The following is a 14,841-nucleotide window of genomic DNA, read 5'->3' as shown; positions in this document are numbered from 1 at the left end:
CTAGCGTGTGCCCGTCCTCAGCCGAGCTCCGAGATCCATGTCCGGCACCACCCGCACGAGCGCCGACCTCGATCCGCGCCGCCGCCGCCTCCTCTACCGCGCCTGGCACCGCGGCATCCGCGAGATGGACCTGATCATGGGCCGCTTCGCCGATGCCGAGATCGGCGACCTGTCGGAGGCGGAACTCGACCAGTTCGAGGCGCTGATCGAGGTGCCCGACCGCGACCTGTTCAAGTGGCTCACCGGCGAGATGGAGACGCCCTCGAACTACGACACGTCGGTCTGGCGGCGCGTGCGGGCGTTCCACCGGCACGACGCGCCGATCCATTCCTGAGACCCGAGGGCACGCGATGGACGAACCGAAGCCCACTTACGACCACCCCGCCCGCTCGATCGCCACCGAACTGGTCGTGCGGATCATGCTGGAGATGATGGAGCGCTCCGACCCGGCGCTGCGCGGGGAGATCCTGCGGCAGGCGACCGCTCGGGCCGCCGCGATGACCGAGACGATGCCCAACGCCGACTTCTTCCGCGGCCGGGTCGAGGCGGCGCTGGCGGAGATCGTCGGGCCCGACGCGTGAGCGGCGCCGGCCGTGCTCAGCGATCCCCCCTCGGCCGCGAGCATGTGCCACCGCTACACCGCGTTGATCCGCGCTTGATGGCCGCGGCCGGCGCGCCGCGTCGTCATCGCCGAACATGTCGCGGGTCCCCTCTCCCATGCGGGAGAGGGACAGGGTGAGGGACCAGGTCTGTCCGGACGCGGCGTGCCCTATCGGCGCGTCGATTGCGTGCTCATTTCTGAAACCGTTCGTCCCTCACCCCAACCCTCTCCCGCCCGGGAAAGGGGGCACGTTGCATCCGATACAACCGTCGATGCTCGCCTGTCGTGCCGTCGCTCCAGCTGCGCGCGCTGTCCCGAATCGCCGCCGAACAGCCGTTCCATGCCGCAGCCGGACCGCCATATAGGATGCGTTCAGCCGTCCGGACGCCGCCGCCGGGATGCTTTATCGCGCCGGCCCGATCGGCTAACGCCACCTGACTTCTGCTCCTGACGCGCCCGGCGGGATTCCCCGCGAAAGACTCGATGGCCAAGCCGCAACCGAAATCTCCCCCGGCTCCCGCCGCCAAGCCGCAGACGGCGCGTTTCGCCCTGCCGAAATCCTCGGCGCTGGCCCAGGCGCTCGACGCCCTGAAGCGCGGCGACAGCCCGGTTCTCGCCAGCGTCCCCGAAGGCTTCGACGCGCTCGCCGTCGCCGACCTCGCCCGCGCCCTGGCGCCCCATGTCGACGCCCCGGCGGTGCTGGTCCACGTCGCCCGGGATTCCGGGCGCTCGGCGTCGTTCCAGGCGGCCCTCGGCTTCGTGGCGCCCGAGATGGAGGTGATGAGCCTGCCGGCCTGGGACTGCCAGCCCTACGACCGGGTCTCGCCCACCACCGCGGTGGCGGCCGCCCGGATGACGGCGCTCGCGCGCCTCGCCCGGACCCGCTCGGCCGAGGACCGTCCGCGCATCCTCTGCACCACCGTCAACGCCCTGGTGCAGCGGGTGCCGCCCCGGGCCCACATCGCCCGGGAGACGTTCTCGGCGGCGATCGGCAACGTCGTGGCGATGGACGACGTGGTGGCGTGGCTGGAGGCCAACGGGTTCCTGCGCACGGGGACGGTGCGCGACACCGGCGAGTACGCGGTCCGCGGCGGCATCCTCGACCTGTCGCCGCCGGGCCTGCCGGCGCCGATCCGCCTCGACTTCTTCGGCGACACGCTGGAATCGATCCGCGCCTTCGACCCGGAGACGCAGCGCACCACCGGCCAGCTGCGCTCCCTCGATCTGATGCCCATGAGCGAGGTCCAGCTCACCACGGAGACGATCCGGCGCTTCCGCCAGGGCTATGTCCAGAGTTTCGGGGCCGCGACCCGGGACGACCGGCTCTACGAGACCGTGAGCGAGGGGCGGCGCTACGCCGGCCTCGAGCACTGGATGCCGCTGTTCTACGATCACCTCGACACGCTGTTCGACTATCTCGGCGGCGTGCCGCTGGTGTTCGACCCGCAGGTCGAGGATGCCGCCGCCGAGCGGATCAGCCTCGTGCAGGATTACTACCAGGCCCGCGAGGGCGCGATGAAGACCCCGCAGGCCGGCGTCGCCCCCTACAAGCCGCTGCCGCCCCGCGCCCTCTACGTGATGCCGAACGAGCTGAAGGAGCGGATCGCCGCCGCCACGGTGGCGCGGCTGACGCCGTTCGCCCAGCCGGACTCGCCCGAACGCGCCGTCATCGATTGCGGGGCCAAGCCCGGCCGCAACTTCGCGCCGGAGCGGGCCGACGAGAACGCCAGCGTGTTCGACGCGGCGGTGGCGCATATCCGCGACCTCCAGGGATCCGGGCATCACGTGATCCTGGGATCCTGGTCCGACGGCTCCCGCGACCGGCTGTGCGGCGTGCTCGCCGATCACGGCCTGAGGAAGCCCGTGGCGATCACCCGCCTGTCGGACGTCTACGCGCTGAAGCGCGGCACCGACGCCGCGGTGGCGGTCTGGGGCCTGGAGGCGGGCTTCACCGTCGGCGAACTCGCGGTCGTCTCCGAGGGCGACATCCTGGGCGACCGGCTGGTGCGCCAGAAGCGCAAGGCCAAGCGGCCCCAGGACGTGATCCTGGAGGTTCAGGCGCTCCAGCCCGGCGACCTCGTGGTCCATGCCGATCACGGCATCGGGCGCTTCGTCGGCCTCAAGACGATCCACGCCGCGGGTGCGCCGCACGATTGCCTGGAGCTGCAATATACCGGCGGCCTGCTGCTCCTGCCGGTGGAGAACATCGAGCTCCTGACCCGCTACGGCTCGGAGGATTCCGAGGTCGCCCTCGACCGGCTCGGCGGCGGCGCCTGGCAGGCCCGCAAGGCCAAGATGAAGCGCCGCATCCTCGAGATGGCGGGCGAATTGATCAAGGTCGCGGCCCAGCGCTTCGTCCGGAAGGCCCCTGCCCTCAAGGCCCCCGAAGGCCTGTACGAGGAATTCGCCGCCCGCTTCCCCTTCGAGGAGACCGAGGATCAGGCCAACGCCATCGACGCGGTGCTGGACGACCTCAACGCCGGGCGGCCCATGGACCGGCTGGTCTGCGGCGATGTCGGCTTCGGCAAGACCGAGGTGGCGTTGCGCGCCGCCTTCGCGGCGGCGATCGCCGGCAAGCAGGTGGCGGTGATCGTCCCGACCACGCTGCTCGCCCGCCAGCACTTCCGGACCTTCGCGGAGCGCTTCAAGGGGCTGCCGGTCCAGATCGCGCAGCTCTCCCGCTTCGTCTCGGCCGGCGACATGAAGCAGACCCGGGCGGGCCTCGCCGCCGGCACCGTCGACATCGTGGTCGGTACCCACGCGCTGCTCGCCAAGAACATCGCGTTCAAGGACCTCGGCCTGATCATCGTGGACGAGGAGCAGCATTTCGGCGTGGCCCACAAGGAGCGGCTGAAGGCGCTCCAGGCGGACGTCCACGTGCTGACACTCTCGGCGACTCCGATCCCGCGCACGCTCCAGCTCGCCATGACGGGGGTGCGCGAGCTCTCGATCATCGCCACGCCCCCGGTGGACCGGCTGGTGGTGCGCACCTTCGTGACGCCGTTCGACCCGCTGACCATCCGGGAGGCCCTGCTGCGCGAGCGCTACCGCGGCGGCCAGGCCTTCTACGTGGTGCCGCGGATCGAGGATCTCGCGGAGGTGAAGAAGTTCCTCGACACCGAGATGCCCGAGATCAAGGTCGCGGTGGCCCACGGCCAGATGGCGGCGGGCCAGCTCGAGGACGTGATGACCGCCTTCTACGAGGGCAAGTTCGACGTGCTGCTCTCGACCACGATCGTGGAATCGGGCCTCGACATCCCCACCGCCAACACGCTGATCGTGCACCGGGCCGACATGTTCGGGCTGGCCCAGCTCTACCAGCTGCGCGGCCGGGTCGGGCGCTCGAAGGCCCGGGCCTACGCGCTGTTCACGACGCCGGCCAACCGCCAGCTCACCGCCCAGGCCGAGCAGCGGCTCAAGGTGCTCCAGAGCCTCGACACCCTGGGCGCGGGCTTCCAGCTCGCCTCCCACGACCTCGACATCCGCGGCGCCGGCAATCTCCTGGGCGACGCCCAGTCGGGCCACATCAAGGAGGTCGGCTACGAGCTCTACCAGCAGATGCTGGAGGACGCGGTGACGGCGCTCAAGGCCGGCATCGAGGACCTGCCCGCGGAGGCGTGGTCGCCGACCATCGCGCTCGGGGCCCCGGTCACGATCCCGGAGGATTACGTCGAGGATCTGGGGGTGCGGCTCGCCCTCTACCGGCGGCTGGCCACCCTCCAGGACGATGCCGAGATGGAGAGCTTCGGGGCCGAGATGATCGACCGGTTCGGGCCCCTGCCGCCGGAGGTGGAGCAGCTCCTCAAGATCGGCACGATCAAGATCCTGTGCCTCAGGGCCAATGTCGAGAAGGTCGAGGCCGGGCCGAAGGGCGTGGTGGTCCACTTCCGGGACAAGTCCTACGCCAACCCGCAGGGTCTGGTGGCCTTCGTCGCCGAGCAGGCCTCCTTCGCCAAGGTGCGCCCCGACATGAGCGTCGTGTTCGTGCGCGAGCTGACCACGATCCCGGCCCGGCTCAAGACCGCCACCGAGGTGCTGCGGAGCCTCGTGACGATCGCCGAGCGGGGGAAGAAGGCGGCGTGAGGGACAGGGTCGAGCACCGCCGCATCCAACCCCCCCCCTCATCCTGAGGTGCCCGCGAAGCGGGCCTCGAAGGAGGGCTCCAGGGATCGCGCGGCTGGCTGGAGGGCTCCTTCGAGGCCTCCGCTGCGCTTCGGCACCTCAGGCTGGGGGGGACAGTCGCGCGGCCGTTGCACCCTCCACCCATCTCTGGCTCTGTCCCGTCGCGAGGTTCAGGAGACGCGTGGATGGCAAACCCGGCGCAGGCCACCGGTGCGTCCGGCCCGGCGGAATCGCGGAACGGTGCCTTCCTCACGCCCCTGTTCACCGACCGGCGGGTCGTGGCGGTGCTCGGCCTCGGCTTCGCGCAGGGCATTCCGTTCCTGCTGGTCTACGCGACGCAGTCGGCTTGGCTCGTCCAGGCGCAGGTACCGCTCGCCACCATCGGGCTGATGAGCGAGCTGACCATCGCCTACAAGCTCAAGTTCCTCTGGGCGCCCTTCCTCGACCGGCATGACGCGCCGCTGCTCGGCCGCTGGCTCGGGCGCCGGCGGGGCTGGATCGTCGCCACGCAGATCCTGGTGGCCCTGGCGCTCGCCGGCGTCGCCTTCGGCGATCCGGCCCACTGGCTCGCCTGGACGGTGGCCTTCTCGCTGGCGCTGGGCGTCGCGGGTGCCACCCAGGACGTGGTCATCGACGGCTGGCGCATCACCGTGGCGCCCCCCGACCGGCAGGCGCTGATGTCGTCCTGGTCGGAGATCGGCTACCGTATCGGCAACCTCGCCGCCGGGGCGGGCGCCCTCTACCTGTCCGACGCCTACGGCTGGCGCGCCGCCTACCTGTGCATGGCCGCCCTGATGGCCCCCGGCACCATCGCGGCCCTGCTGGCGCCCGAGCCCTCCGCCCCCGAGACGCCGGCCGCCGGCGGCTTCGTCGAGACCGTCTGGGCGCCGATCCGCGATCTCCTCGCCCGGCTCGGGCCGCTGGCGGTGCCGGTGCTGGCGCTGGTCGCGGGCTTCCGGATGCCCGGCTACGTCTCGAGCGCCATGGCGATCCCGCTGTTCAAGACGCTGGGCTACTCCAACACCGACATCGCCACGGTGACCAAGCTGTTCGGCTTCTGGATCGCGCTCGGCGGGACGTTCCTGGCCAGCGCCATCATCCCGCGGATCGGCATGATGGCGAGCCTGCTGATCGGCACCGTGGTGGCCTCGGCCTCGCACCTCGCGCTGGCCTACCTCGCCTGGCACGGCGGCCATGGCGGGGCGGCGTTCTGGACCTTCGCGGTCACCGTCGGGATCGACGGCTTCGCCTACGCCTTCGCGTCGATCGTGCTGATCACCTACATGTCCCGGCTCTCCGCCACCGCGCACGCGGCGAGCCAGTACGCCCTGCTCACCTCGCTCTGCGCCCTGCCCGGCAGCCTGCTCGCCGGGCTCTCGGGCTTCGTGATCGAGCGGACCGGGTTCGCGTGGTTCTTCGTCGGCACGTCGCTGATCGGCGTGCCGGTGGCCCTGCTCTGCCTCTTCGTCGCGCGCCGGCACGGGCCGATGGAGGCGCCCGGCCCGGCGTCCTGACGGGCGGGCGCCCGGGGAATACTGTCTCTTTAGCCCAGATTAACCATGGGTCGGCTTAATGGGGCGGACGGTTGATGTCCTCCCCAGACGGGCAACCCTGGCGACGCGCGCGGACCGAGCCTCCGCGGGCGAACGGCGGCGGCTGCCCGCGGGGAAGCGCGGACGCGAGTTCCCCGAATGGCCCAGGCTGCGATGTCCCGAACCGCGTACCGCGCCGCGGAGCCCGTTCCCAAGGCGCGTCCGCGCGTCGCCTTCGGGGAGACCGTCTACGATCCCGTCGTCCGGACCCGGGCGCCCTATCCGAGCGCCATGCGGCGCGCCCGTCGGCGGGCGCGGCTGACGGGGCTCATCGCCCTGACGGCCGTGACCCTGGCCGGCTGGGCCGTGCTTACCCCGCCGCACGGGCCGCCCCCCGCCGGCGAGCCCCCGGCCGTCGCCGCGGCGGCGGAACCGACCCCCGCGCTCCGGTCCACCCTGGCGGCGACCCGGAACCCGGCGCCGCGGCCGAGCGTCGCCTGGATGCTCGATCCGAGCCCCGCCCTGGGATCCGGCGCCGCGCGGACCTTCGGGGATGAGGCGCCCCCGGTCCCGGCCTTCCTGGTCGCCGCCGCCGAGCCGCCGCCCGCGATCCGCGAGATCGCCCGGCAGGTCGCCAGGGCGGAGCAGGCGCGGGTCGCGCCGGCTCAAGTCGCATCGGCCCCAGTCGCGCCGGCCAGGCTCGCGCAGGTCGCCCGGGTCGGGGAGCCGCAACTGCGGACCTCCGGGGGGGCGACGCCGGCGGCCCTCGGCCCCGCGCCCGTCGCCACGGCGGCCCTCGTCCCGCTGCCGGTGGCCCGCCCGCCGGACCTGCGGCGCCCGGCCGCCGCCCGGGTGGCGGCCCGCGCCCTGCCCCGCACCCGCGACGTGTTCCGTGCCGCCATGGCCGAGGAGCCGTCGTTCTTCGAGAAGCTGTTCGGCGGCGGCGCCCCCGCGCCGCGCCAGGAGCAGCGTCAGGTGCTGGCCTATGCCAGCCCGGAGACGCTGCCGCAGGCCCCGCGCACCCGGATCAGCCCGGAGCCCGAATCGGTGGGCGGCACGGCGGTCTACGATATCAGCGCCCGCACGGTGACGCTGCCCTCCGGCGAGGTGCTGGAGGCCCATTCCGGCCTCGGCGAGGCCATGGACAACCCGCGTTTCGTCCACCTGCGCATGCGCGGCTCGACGCCGCCCGGGACCTACGCGCTGACCGAGCGCGAGCGCCTGTTCCACGGCGTCCGGGCGATCCGTCTCACCCCGGTCGGCGGCAGCGGCGCGATCCATGGCCGCGACGGCCTCCTCGCCCACACCTACATGCTGCGTCAGCCCGGGGCCTCGAACGGCTGCGTCTCGTTCCGCGACTACAACCGGTTCCTGCAGGCCTTCCTGCGGGGCGAGGTCCGGCGCCTCGTGGTCGTGGCCGGCCGCGCCGGGGATTTCTTCGGCAGCCGGGTCGGCATGGCCGATCGCCCGGGCGAGCGCGGGTAGCGGGCCGGGCCGCGCCGGACGTCCGGGATTGCGGCGGCGCGGCGCGGCTTTACGCGCCCGCCCAAGCCTGCCTTAACGGGGCCAGACGCCAGCCCCGAACGAGAGGCACCCGATGAAACTGCCCCGCCGCTTCTTCCAGCCCCTCGCCACCGGCGCGCCGGCCCCGTTCCGCGAGCTGCCGGTGCGGCTGGAGCGGATGATCCACTTCGTGCCGCCCCACAACGACAAGGTCCGCGCCCGGGTGCCGGAGCTCGCCGGCACGGTCGACGTGGTGCTGGGCAACCTGGAGGACGCGGTCCCGGCCGACCAGAAGGAGGCGGCCCGCAACGGCTTCGTCGCCATGGCCCGGGCGACCGATTTCGCCGCCACCGGCACGGGCCTGTGGACCCGGATCAACGCCCTCAACTCGCCCTGGATCTTGGACGACCTGTTCACGCTCGTCGCCGAGGTGGGCTCCAAGCTCGACGTCGTGATGGTGCCCAAGGTCGAGGGGCCGTGGGACATCCACTACATCGACCAGCTGCTCGCCCAGCTCGAGGCCCGGCACGGGGTGGCCAAGCCCATCCTGGTCCACGCGATCCTGGAGACCGCGGAGGGCGTGGCCAATGTCGACGCCATCGCGTCGGCCTCGCCGCGGATGCACGGGATGAGCCTCGGCCCGGCGGATCTGGCGGCGTCGCGCGGCATGAAGACCACCCGGGTCGGCGGCGGCCACCCGGATTACCGGGTGCTCGGCGACCCGTCCGGGGACGCCCCCCGAGCCACTGCCCAGCAGGATCTCTGGCACTACACCATCGCCAGGATGGTCGATGCCTGCATGGCGAACGGCCTCAAGGCGTTCTACGGCCCGTTCGGCGACTTCTCCGACGGCGCGGCTTGCGAGGCGCAGTTCCGCAACGCCTTCCTGATGGGCTGCGCCGGGGCCTGGACGCTGCATCCGAGCCAGGTGGCGATCGCCAAGCGGGTCTTCGCGCCGGACCCGGCCGAGGTGGCCTTCGCGGCCCGGATCGTCGCGGCCATGCCGGACGGCACCGGCGCGGTGATGCTCGACGGCAAGATGCAGGACGATGCCACCTGGAAGCAGGCCAAGGTCATCGTGGATCTGGCCAAGCTCGTCGCCGCGAAGGATCCGGAGCTGGCGGCGGTCTATCAGCTGGGGTAGCGCGCGGGGGATGCCAGGGCCCGTTCCGGGGGGCGATGGGCTCTCCCCGGAATTCTACGACCGCCATCGGTCCGAGGCGCCGTCGCCTTTAACGACCGCGACCTGCCCCCTCTCCCGCACGGGAGAGGGGCGTGTTGCGGGTCCTGAAGCGCGAGGGCGTCTCAAAGGCTTTCAGGGGGCCGAGGGCACCGGTGCGAGAGAACGCGGGGTCGTCCGGTCGATTCGGTGCCGCGCCGTCGAGACGACTCGGTGAGCAAGTCGATCCCGCGGGCCCGCCATCTGCGCCGGAACCAGACCACCGCGAGGCCAAGCACTGGCGTGTCCTGCGGAACCGTGCGCTCAACGGCTGGAAGTTCCGCCGCCCTTGTCCGATCGACCGCTTCATCGTCGATTTCGCCTGTGTGGAAGCGAGGCCCGTAGGAGAGGTCGATGGCGCAACCCATTCGACCAAGCGAGAGCTTCTCTACGACGCGGCACGCGCGAGGATCATGGAGACCTGCGGCTTCGCCCTGCTGCACGTCTTGAATGGAGACATCCACCAGGATCTCGACGCCGTGCGCGAGACCATCTGGGCTGCCCTCCCACCCGGCGATCCGGTCTGACGCGCCTCACCCCCCGAACCGCGCCCGATACGCCTGCGGGGTCGCCGCCACGTGCCGCAAAAAGCTGCGCCGCATCGTCTCCTCGGAGCCGAAGCCGCAGGTCCGGGCGATGCGCTTCACCGGCTGCGCCGTCTCGGCGAGGAGCCGCCGGGCGGCTTCCACCCGGAGGCGCTCCACCGCCCTGGTGGGGGTGAGGCCGGTCGCCGCGCGATAGTTCCGGCTCAGGCTGCGCTCGCTCATCCCGGCGGCCGCCGCCAGCGCCGGGAGCGACAGGGCGGCCGACAGGTTCTGGGCGATGAAGGCGTGGAGCGCCCCGAACCGCTCCTCCCCGGCCTGCAGGGCCAGCGCCGCGCTGAACTGCGCCTGTCCGCCGGGACGCTTGAGGAACACCACGAGGTGGCGCGCCACCGCCAGGGCGACGGGACGGCCGAGATCCTCCTCCACCAGCGCCAGCGTCAGGTCGATGCCCGCGGTGACCCCCGCGGAGGACCAGACCGGGCCGTCGCGCACGAAGATCGGGTCCGGCTCGACCCGGGCCAGCGGGTAGCGCCGGGCCAGCGCGGCGCACTGGGTCCAGTGGGTCACGGCCCGGCGCCCGTCGAGGAGCCCGGTGGCGCCCAGCAGAAAGGCCCCGGTGCAGACCGAGGCGACCCGGCGCGCGCGCGCGGCCCGCGCCCGCACCCAGGCCACCAGGGCCGGATCGTCGCACGCCGCCAGGACGCCGGGGCCGCCCGCGATCACCAGGGTGTCCAGCGGCGCGTCGAGATCCGGCAGCGGATCGGCCACCAGCCGCAGGCCCGCCGAGGCGGTGAGCCCGAGGTCGCCGGCCGCGATCACCCGCGGCGCGTAGGGCGTGCCTACCGCGCCGCGCTCGTTGGCGGTGGCGAAGACCTGGAGCGGCCCGGCCACGTCGAGGAGCTGCACCGCCGGGAAGGCCAGCACCTCCACGGGACGCGGGCCCTCTGGCGGGAAACGAGGGATCTTTGGCATGTCCGCCAGAGGATGGCGCTTTAGGGTCGGACCGTCCAGACGCGGCGACGGTCACACGGCGTCCCCCGTCCCGCGCACCGTGCGCGCCTCCCGCTTCGGGACGGGGAAAAGCGCGGTGTTTCAAACGCTTACTGCCGAGACCGGAGGCACAGCATGATCCCCGACGACACCCATCTGCAGATCGGCTCGCTCCTGTTCGACGGGCTCGACCAGATCGACCTCACCGGCCCGTTCGAGGTCCTGTCCCGGGTGCCCAACAGCACCTACCGGATCTACGCGCCGTCCTCCGCGCCGGTTCGCGACGTGCGCGGCCTCCGGATCCTGCCGGACGCCACCCTGGCGGAGGCGCCGCGCCTCGACGTGCTGCACGTCCCGGGCGGCCAGGGCCAGGAGGCGCTGATGCGCGACGCGGCTTTGCTCGGCTGGCTGCGGGAGCAGGCGGCGGGCGCGGGCCACGTCCTCTCGGTCTGCACCGGCGCGCTCCTGCTCGGGGCGGCGGGCCTGCTGGTGGGGCGGCGGGCGACGACCTACTGGAACGCGGTCCACCTGCTCCCCTGGTTCGGGGCCGAGCCGGTGGACGCCCGCGTGGTCCTCGACCGCGACGCGGACGGCCGCACCTGGGTGTTCGCGGCCGGCGTCACCGCGGGGATCGACGGGGCGCTCCGGCTCGCCGCCGCGTTGCGCGGCGACGAGGCCGCCCAGACCATCCAGCTCGGGATGCAGTACGCCCCCGAGCCGCCCTTCGACAGCGGCACCCCCCTGACCGCGCCGCCCGCCGTCGTGGCGCGGGCGCGGGCCGGCGCCGCCGACCTCACCGCCCGGCGCGAGGCCACCGCCCGGGCGCTCTCCGCCGAGCTCGGGATCCCGCATCCCCATCCCGCAGGAGCGCCCCGATGAACCGCCCCCAGAACCTCGCGCACGTGCGCGCCTTCGCGGCCGCGATGCAGGCCAAGGACCGGGACGGCATGCTGGCGGAGATGACCGAGGACGTCGTGCTCAACACGCCGCTTGCCGCCGAGCCCGTCCGCGGGAAGGCGGCCATCCGGCCGGTCGTCGACGCGCTGCTGGCGACGATCGACGCCTTCGAGATCCGTGAGATCCTCGAAGGACCCACATACGCCGCCGCGTTCTTCGGGGCCGCGGCGGGCCCCCATCGCATCGACGGCGCGGATATCTGGCGCCTCGACGCGGACGGTCTGATCCGCGAGATGTCGGTGCTGTGGCGGCCCCTGCCCGAGGCGCTCGCGATCCGGGACCGGCTGTTCCGCGCGGCCGATGCGGGGACGTTGCCCCCCGCCCGGTGACACGGTCCGTCATCGGACCTATCTGTCCGTCCTGGACGGACTGAATCATGACGGACGTAACACTCAGAACCGCGAAGTTCGCGATCGGCGCCGTGGTGCGCCACCGGATCTACCCGTTCCGGGGTGTCGTCTTCGACGTCGATCCGGTCTTCGACAACACCGAGGAATGGTGGCTGTCGATCCCCGAAGAGGTCCGGCCCCGCAAGGACCAGCCGTTCTACCACCTGCTGGCCGAGAACGCCGAGACCGAGTACGTGGCCTACGTGTCGGAGCAGAACCTCCTGCCCGACACGTCCGGCGAGGCCCTGCGCCACGCCGGCATCGCCGAGATGTTCGTGCGCGACTCGGGCGGCGCCTACCGCATGCGCGACCGCGCCACGAACTGAGCGGCCGTCGACCGGGGCGGCCCGGAGGCAGCGGCGGAGCCCTGCGGGGATCCGGTCGCCGGGACCCCGACGGCCGGGCCCGCCGCCCGGCGGGCCGATGACGCCGCGGAGGCGCCTGCGCGCCGGCTTGCGCCGACGCGCCGGGTCGCGCCTACTTGGCGGCCGGGGGGGTGGCGCCGGCGGACGGGGCAGCGCCGGCGGCGCCGCCCTGCTGCTCGAGCTTCTTGCGCATGTCCTCGGAGCGCTTCTCCAGCTCCGCCTGGAGCTTCTTCTGCTGCTCCTCGAGCACCTTCGGGTCGATGGCCGGGCCGTCGAAGGCCTTGCCGAAGCCGGCGAGCGGCACCGCGAAGGTGACCTCGCGCTGGGTCTGGTTCTGGACCGAGACGTTGAGGGTCGTGCCCTTCTTCATCGCGGCGACCACGCCGGCATCGACGCCCCCCGCCTCGGCGAAGCAGCCGTTCGGGAAGCAGACCGCGAAGCGGCCGGCCGTCGCGCCCTGGCCGTCGACGCTGAAGCGGATGCCCGGCTGCAGCAGCAGGCCCAGCGGCAGCAGGTAGCGCACCACGCGCACCTCCTGCTTCTGGGCGGCGTTCTTCATCTCGTAGACCGCCACCGCCAGCACCGGCTGGCCCTGGTCGGACACGAAGTCGCGGGTCGTGTAGCAGATGTCGGTGCCCGAGCCCTGGTCCTTGCCGCAGACCTTGGTCCAGTCGGCCTGGCTCGGCTCGGACTTCACGGCCACGATCTGCGGGCCGGTCTGGGCGGCCGGCGTGTTGGCTGCCGGGGTGGCCGGGGCGGTCGGCGCGGGCGCGGTCGGCGCCGGGGCCGCGGGCTTCTTCGGCTGCGCCAGGGCCGGCGCGACCGCGAGGCCGAGGCCCGCGAGACCGAGAAGGGCAGCGCGCACGTGCGGCGCGGAGCGGGTGAAGGACATCGGCTCTGACCCCTTGGAAGAGACGTGGTGTGGCTGGCAGGATGCGGAGCCCACCGGACGGCGGGTCCGCCGGATCATCCGGGCGCGCGCCGCCGTGGCGTGCTCCCCGGAAATCCGGATGAATCAGTCCGGCCATCGGGTGGGACGGGCGCCCGAATGCGCCCCTCGCCCGCCCTGGCGACCGGGCGGCCTGCCTTTCCCCCGGAATGAGGCGAAGGCATGACACCGCGGCTTGACACTGCGGTTCGTCGGGCCGGCAGGCCCGCAGAACCGCGGCCGGCTCCCGATAGGCCCGCGCCTGTCCGGCCGCAAGCGCGACATCGCACGAGCGCGTGATCGGCCCGGGGGGGCGCACTCCGCCGGGGCGCCGCCGCGCGGGCGGTCGCCCCTGGCCTTAGCGGTCGGTTAACCGTAATCGATCGACCATGCCGGCGGCTTCGCAGTATCGGTCGGGGGTGGCGGGTTGAACGCGTTCGCGGTGGCGGAGACGACGGCCGACGCCGCAGCGGACGCGTCCGCGCGGTCCGACGGGCTGTGCGCCTGCCTGTTCGCGACCGCCGGCACGGCCCCGCAGCGCACGGCCCTGCGTGATTCGGGCGACCGGGTTGCCTGGTGTGGACGCCCGCCGATCACCTGGACCTACGCGGCCGCCGCCGAGATCGTCGGCCGGCTCGCCCGCGGGATCGGCGCCTGGCGGCTCCCGGCCGGCAGCCGGATCGGCCTGTGGTTCTCCGGGGGGGCCGAATCGGCCCTCGCCCACCTCGCGGTCGAGGCCGCCGGGCACCTGCCCTGCGCGATGCCGGCCCCCTGGGATCCCGAGCGGCTCTCCGCGGCGATCGAGGCCGCCGGCCTCGTCGCGGTGCTGACGGAGGGCCGACGGGGGGAACGCCGGCCCGCCGAGGAGCTCACCCGCGCGGCCATGCGCCATTTCAGCCTGCGCTACCTCGCGGCCTTCGGACCCGGCGTGCCGGACGGCGTGATCAGTCTCGACGCGATGGCCCTGGAGCGCGGCGTGTCCCAGCCGGGCGCGAGCCTCGGCCTCGTGACCTTCGAGGACGGCGATCCGGGCCGGCCGGTCTATCGCCCCGCGGCGGCGCTCGCGGCGTCCATCGCGGCGCATCTCGACGCCCTGCCGGTCACCGCGGACGAGCGGATCCTGACGCTCCTTCCCGCCCACGACCTGCGCGGGCTGGTGACCGGCCTCGGCGCCGCGCTGACGGTCGGGGCCGGCCTCGAGACGGTGATCCCCTTCGACGCGGCGGGCTTCCGCGCCGCCCTGTTGCGGCCCGTGCCGACCCGCCTCGTCGCCCCCGCCCTGATCGAGCCGGCGCTCGCCGCCCTGCCCCTGCCCTGGACCGTGCGCGCCCTCAACGTGGTGCACAGGGCGCCGGCCGCCCTGCCGGCCGCGCCCGGATCCGCCGCCCCGCAGCGCCTCGATTCCCTGGTCTTCGGCGAGGCGGCCGTGCTCACCCGCCCCGGCCTCCGCGACCTCGCCGCGACCCTGGCCTTCCCGGAGCGGGCGCCCCTGCCCCGCGCCCTCCTGAACCTCGCCCGCGGGGCCGACGGAGGCTTGGTCTACCGCGGGCCGGCCTGCGCGGTGGCGCCCCTGCCCCGCGGCGACATCCCGGAGACGGATCCCCGATCCTGGCGGGGCCCGGGCTCCCGGCCCGGCGCCCCCGGCGACGCGGCGCGCACCTGAACGGGTCCTGCGGGGCGGTTCATCCCG

Annotated in this window: 13 protein-coding genes; 11 read left to right on the top strand and 2 right to left on the bottom strand. The window is 73.3% G+C overall.

The features are described 5' to 3' along the window. Nucleotides 1–37 precede the first annotated feature (37 nt). The 7 genes from MKL01_RS02840 to MKL01_RS02810 all read left to right on the top strand — a co-directional run bounded on the left by MKL01_RS02840 (nucleotide 38) and on the right by MKL01_RS02810 (nucleotide 9,504). Entirely contained in the window at nucleotides 38–334 is a 297-nt protein-coding gene (locus MKL01_RS02840) for a succinate dehydrogenase assembly factor 2 (protein ID WP_243903725.1), read from the top strand. Nucleotides 335–350: 16 nt separating this feature from the next. Beyond that, complete coding sequence (locus MKL01_RS02835; RefSeq protein ID WP_243903724.1) at nucleotides 351–581, top strand: hypothetical protein; 231 nt, start codon at nucleotides 351–353, stop codon at nucleotides 579–581. Nucleotides 582–1,084: 503 nt separating this feature from the next. Then, nucleotides 1,085–4,684 carry a transcription-repair coupling factor gene (gene mfd, locus MKL01_RS02830; RefSeq protein WP_243903723.1) on the top strand — a complete coding sequence of 1,200 codons (3,600 nt, stop codon included), beginning with the start codon at nucleotides 1,085–1,087 and terminating at the stop codon, nucleotides 4,682–4,684. A gap of 224 nt (nucleotides 4,685–4,908) precedes the next feature. Further along, on the top strand, nucleotides 4,909–6,237 hold the full coding sequence (locus MKL01_RS02825) for an AmpG family muropeptide MFS transporter (RefSeq protein WP_243903722.1): 1,329 nt from the start codon (nucleotides 4,909–4,911) through the stop codon (nucleotides 6,235–6,237). Nucleotides 6,238–6,414: 177 nt separating this feature from the next. Further along, the gene (locus tag MKL01_RS02820) at nucleotides 6,415–7,740 is read left to right on the top strand and encodes a DUF2778 domain-containing protein (protein ID WP_243903721.1); all 1,326 of its coding nucleotides are present in this window, start codon (nucleotides 6,415–6,417) and stop codon (nucleotides 7,738–7,740) included. Between the two features lie 112 nt (nucleotides 7,741–7,852). Further along, nucleotides 7,853–8,902, top strand: coding sequence for an HpcH/HpaI aldolase/citrate lyase family protein (locus MKL01_RS02815; protein WP_243903720.1), 1,050 nt, complete (start codon nucleotides 7,853–7,855; stop codon nucleotides 8,900–8,902). A gap of 131 nt (nucleotides 8,903–9,033) precedes the next feature. Next, nucleotides 9,034–9,504, top strand: coding sequence for an endonuclease domain-containing protein (locus tag MKL01_RS02810; protein WP_243903719.1), 471 nt, complete (start codon nucleotides 9,034–9,036; stop codon nucleotides 9,502–9,504). Between the two features lie 6 nt (nucleotides 9,505–9,510). On the opposite strand, the gene MKL01_RS02805 is transcribed toward MKL01_RS02810, so the two are convergent. Beyond that, nucleotides 9,511–10,494, bottom strand: a complete 984-nt coding sequence (locus MKL01_RS02805) for a GlxA family transcriptional regulator (RefSeq protein WP_243903718.1) — start codon at nucleotides 10,492–10,494, stop codon at nucleotides 9,511–9,513. Between the two features lie 153 nt (nucleotides 10,495–10,647). Between MKL01_RS02805 and MKL01_RS02800 the strand changes: the two genes are divergently transcribed. From MKL01_RS02800 to hspQ, 3 genes are read left to right on the top strand one after another with little or no spacing between them, the layout of a single operon-like run. Beyond that, nucleotides 10,648–11,391 carry a DJ-1/PfpI family protein gene (locus MKL01_RS02800; RefSeq protein WP_243903717.1) on the top strand — a complete coding sequence of 248 codons (744 nt, stop codon included), beginning with the start codon at nucleotides 10,648–10,650 and terminating at the stop codon, nucleotides 11,389–11,391. Continuing rightward, the gene (locus MKL01_RS02795) at nucleotides 11,388–11,798 is read left to right on the top strand and encodes a nuclear transport factor 2 family protein (RefSeq protein ID WP_243903716.1); all 411 of its coding nucleotides are present in this window, start codon (nucleotides 11,388–11,390) and stop codon (nucleotides 11,796–11,798) included. The genes MKL01_RS02800 and MKL01_RS02795 overlap by 4 nt, the downstream gene beginning before the upstream one ends. A 47-nt stretch (nucleotides 11,799–11,845) precedes the next feature. Continuing rightward, nucleotides 11,846–12,184, top strand: coding sequence for a heat shock protein HspQ (gene hspQ, locus MKL01_RS02790; RefSeq protein ID WP_243903715.1), 339 nt, complete (start codon nucleotides 11,846–11,848; stop codon nucleotides 12,182–12,184). A 151-nt stretch (nucleotides 12,185–12,335) separates the two neighbouring features. Here hspQ and MKL01_RS02785 read toward each other — a convergent pair whose 3' ends face one another. After that, entirely contained in the window at nucleotides 12,336–13,115 is a 780-nt protein-coding gene (locus MKL01_RS02785) for an invasion associated locus B family protein (protein ID WP_243903714.1), read from the bottom strand. A 463-nt stretch (nucleotides 13,116–13,578) separates the two neighbouring features. Between MKL01_RS02785 and MKL01_RS02780 the strand changes: the two genes are divergently transcribed. Further along, nucleotides 13,579–14,814, top strand: a complete 1,236-nt coding sequence (locus tag MKL01_RS02780) for an AMP-binding protein (RefSeq protein WP_243903713.1) — start codon at nucleotides 13,579–13,581, stop codon at nucleotides 14,812–14,814. Nucleotides 14,815–14,841: the final 27 nt, after the last annotated feature.

Origin of the sequence: Methylobacterium sp. J-070, assembly GCF_022829385.1 — a bacterium.
GTDB lineage: Bacteria > Pseudomonadota > Alphaproteobacteria > Rhizobiales > Beijerinckiaceae > Methylobacterium.
Note: the sequence above shows the minus strand (reverse complement) of the source record. Positions and strands in the feature narration are given on the sequence as shown.